Raw genomic sequence first — 3224 nt, 5'->3', positions numbered from 1 at the left:
CGACGTGGACGCGGCCGGCGAGTCGGTCGACGTGCTGGCCGGCGGCGGGCCGACCACGCTGCTGCGCGCGCCCCGCGTGCCGACCCGGCACAACCACGGCACCGGCTGCTCGTTCTCGGCGGCGATCACCGTCCGGCTCGCGGCCGGCGACCCGGTGCCGGTCGCGGTGGCCGCCGCCAAGGAGTACGTGACCCGCGCGCTGACCGGCGCGCGGCACTGGGAGCTGGGCGCGGGACGCGGCCCGCTGGACCACTTCGGCTGGTCCGCTTGAGCGACAGGGAGGCTGTCATGCACGCACGTCGCAAGGTCTACGTCGAGGGGTCACGCCCGAACATCCGGGTGCCGTTCGCCGAGGTGGAGCTGACCGGGGACAACCCGCCGGTCCGGCTCTACGACACCGCCGGCCCCGGCTCGGACCCGGCGGTGGGGTTGCCGCCGCTGCGCGGCCCGTGGATCGCCGAGCGCGGGGACGTCGCTCCGGTACGGGGCGCCGGCACGCCGCTGGCCGGCGTCGAGGGCAGGCGGCCGACGCAGCTCGCGTACGCCCGGGCCGGGATCGTCACGCCGGAGATGGAGTTCGTGGCGATCCGGGAGGGGGTCGCGCCGGAGTTCGTCCGGGACGAGATCGCGGCCGGGCGGGCGGTGCTGCCGCTCAACGTCAACCACCCGGAGTGCGAGCCGGCGATCATCGGCAAGGCATTCCTGGTCAAGGTGAACGCCAACATCGGCACCTCGGCGGTGACCTCCTCCGTCGCCGAGGAGGTGGAGAAGCTGACCTGGGCCACCCGGTGGGGCGCGGACACCGTGATGGACCTGTCCACCGGCAAGCGGATCCACGAGACCCGCGAGGCGATCGTGCGGAACTCGCCGGTGCCGATCGGGACCGTGCCGATCTACCAGGCCCTGGAGAAGGTCGGCGGCGACCCGGTGAAGCTGAGCTGGGAGGTGTTCCGCGAGACGGTGGTCGAGCAGGCCGAGCAGGGCGTCGACTACATGACGGTGCACGCCGGGGTGCTGCTGTCGTACGTGCCGCTCGCGGTGGCCCGGGTCACCGGGATCGTCTCCCGCGGTGGCTCGATCATGGCGGCCTGGTGCCTGGCGCACCACGAGGAGAACTTCCTCTACACCCATTTCGAGGAGCTGTGCGCGCTGCTCGCGAGGTACGACGTGACGTTCTCGCTCGGCGACGGGCTGCGGCCGGGGTCGATCGCGGACGCCAACGACGAGGCGCAGTTCGCCGAGCTGCGTACGCTGGGCGAGCTGACGAAGGTCGCCTGGGCGCACGACGTGCAGGTGATGATCGAGGGCCCCGGGCACGTGCCGATGCACAAGATCAAGGAGAACGTGGACCTCCAGCAGGAGTGGTGCCACGAGGCCCCCTTCTACACGCTCGGGCCGCTGACCACCGACATCGCGCCCGCGTACGACCACATCACCTCGGCCATCGGCGCCGCGATGATCGGCATGTTCGGCACCGCGATGCTCTGCTACGTCACCCCGAAGGAGCACCTCGGCCTGCCCGACCGGGACGACGTGAAGGCGGGCGTGATCGCCTACAAGATCGCGGCGCACGCGGCCGACCTGGCCAAGGGACACCCGGGGGCGCAGGCCTGGGACGACGCGCTCTCCAAGGCGCGGTTCGAGTTCCGCTGGGAGGACCAGTTCAACCTGGCGCTGGACCCGGAGACCGCCCGGTCGTACCACGACGCGACGCTGCCGGCCGAGCCCGCGAAGACCGCCCACTTCTGCTCGATGTGCGGCCCGAAGTTCTGCTCCATGAAGATCACCCAGGAGCTGAAGGAGTACGCGGCGCGCGGCATGCAGGACAAGTCGGCGGAGTTCGTGGCCGGCGGCTCCCGCGTCTACCTGCCGCTGGCCTGAGTACCGCCGGGGGCCGGGCCGCTGGTCGACCCGGCCCCCGCACGCTCAGTCGCGGTGGTGCCGCCCGGTACGCAGGGACCGGGCATCGTCGGCGTTGTCGTCCGAGGCGAGGCCGGCGACCCAGTCGACGTACTCCTCGTCCTGCCTCGCGAGCGGCTCGGACTCGCGGTCGACCTCGCCCGGCTCGCCGCCCTTGCCGCGGTTACGCCGGAACAGGCCGCGCCGGCCCTTGGACTTCCCGCCGGCCGCCTCGGGGGCCGCGTCGGCCTCGGACACGTCGGTGTGCCAGCCGCCCGAGGCAGTCTCCGCGTCCTGCTCGTCCCGGACCGGAAGGATTCGGCCCGTGGTCTCCGGGGCGGGGCCGGTGTGGCGGGTCGTCTCCGGGACGGGGCCGGTGTGGCCGGTCGTCTCCCGGGCGGGGCCGGTGTGGCCGGTGGCCTCCGGGCCGGTGGTTTCCGGGGCCCGGTCGGTGGGCGGCGGGGTGGTCGGGCCGGCGGGTCGGGCGTTGGCGAGGGCGTCCCAGCCGGTGCTCCGGCCCAGGTCGGGCAGGGCCCGGTGCCTGGGGCGCGGCGCCGGCTCCGGCCGGGTGGCCTGGGAGGTCCCGGCGCCGTCGGGGGTTCCGGTGCCGTCGGGGTCACCGTCCCCGCCGGCGGTCGGGCTGCCGGGCTCGGTGGCCCCGATACCGCCGCGCGGGGTGACCGGCCAGTTCGTGGCGGGGGCGATCGGCCAGGCCGGCCGCACGTTGCCGGGGCTCACGTCCTCGAAGATCGGGACCCGCGGCCGGGGCGACGCCGGGGGCTCGGGCAGGTCGGCCGGCGCCGGCTCCGGGATGAAGAAGAAGTTCCGTCGCTCGCCGACCGTCGGCGTGCTGGCGCCGGTCGGATCGCCCGCCGGGTCGGCGACCGGTGCCGGGGCGGCCGCCTCCGGCGCTTCGGGTGGGTCCGTTACCCGCATGTCGCCCGCCGGCTCGGCGCCGGTCGACGAGGTGTGGGCAGCGGCGGCGGCCGGCGTGCTTCCGGCCGGCTCGAAGGTGCTGGCCGGCTCGAAGGTGCTGGCCGGCGTGGTGGCGGATTCGGCGGTGCTGGCTGGCGTGGTGGCGGATTCGGCGGTGCTGGCTGGCGTGGTGGCGGATTCGGCGGTGCTGGCCGGCGTGGTGGCGGATTCGGCGGTGCTGGCCGGTGTGGTGGTGGTCGGCTCGGTGGCGCTGGCCGGTGTGGTGGTCGTCGGCTCGGCGGGGGGCTGGTCCGTGGCGCTCCGGCTGGTGCGCGGCTTGCGGGTGCGCTTGGCCCGGCCGACCGGAGCCGGTGCGGCCGCCGCGGCCCCGCCGGCCTCGGCCGCCGCGG

General features: G+C 75.0%; 4 protein-coding genes. 3 read left to right on the top strand and 1 reads right to left on the bottom strand.

What is annotated here, in order from left to right:
* Together B0E53_RS34700 and thiC are read left to right on the top strand one after the other, a co-directional pair.
* Window positions 1-271, top strand: a 271-nt coding sequence (locus tag B0E53_RS34700) for a bifunctional hydroxymethylpyrimidine kinase/phosphomethylpyrimidine kinase (RefSeq protein ID WP_210406335.1), incomplete at its 5' end; no start/stop codon positions are given.
* A gap of 17 nt (window positions 272-288) precedes the next feature.
* On the top strand, window positions 289-1881 hold the full coding sequence (gene thiC, locus B0E53_RS34695) for a phosphomethylpyrimidine synthase ThiC (protein WP_107079748.1): 1593 nt from the start codon (window positions 289-291) through the stop codon (window positions 1879-1881).
* A 45-nt stretch (window positions 1882-1926) separates the two neighbouring features.
* Here thiC and B0E53_RS34690 read toward each other — a convergent pair whose 3' ends face one another.
* Entirely contained in the window at window positions 1927-2835 is a 909-nt protein-coding gene (locus B0E53_RS34690; protein WP_107079747.1) for a hypothetical protein, read from the bottom strand.
* On the opposite strand from B0E53_RS34690, the gene B0E53_RS34685 reads away from it, so the two are divergent.
* Window positions 2834-3224 (top strand): hypothetical protein (locus B0E53_RS34685; protein WP_210406334.1); only part of this gene is annotated, 391 nt, incomplete at its 3' end. The two genes, B0E53_RS34690 and B0E53_RS34685, sit on opposite strands and share 2 nt — an antisense overlap.

This window comes from Micromonospora sp. MH33 (assembly GCF_003013775.1).
GTDB classification, from domain to species: Bacteria; Actinomycetota; Actinomycetes; order Mycobacteriales; family Micromonosporaceae; genus Micromonospora; species Micromonospora fulviviridis.
The sequence above is the reverse complement of the archived record's forward strand: the minus strand, read 5'-3'. Positions and strand labels throughout refer to the sequence as shown.

Coding starts and splice junctions, on each gene's coding strand:
- thiC (WP_107079748.1), top strand. CDS start 289: ATGCACGCACGTCGCAAGGTCTACGTCGAGGGGTCACGCCCGAACATC.
- B0E53_RS34690 (WP_107079747.1), bottom strand. CDS start 2,835: ATGCGGGTAACGGACCCACCCGAAGCGCCGGAGGCGGCCGCCCCGGCA.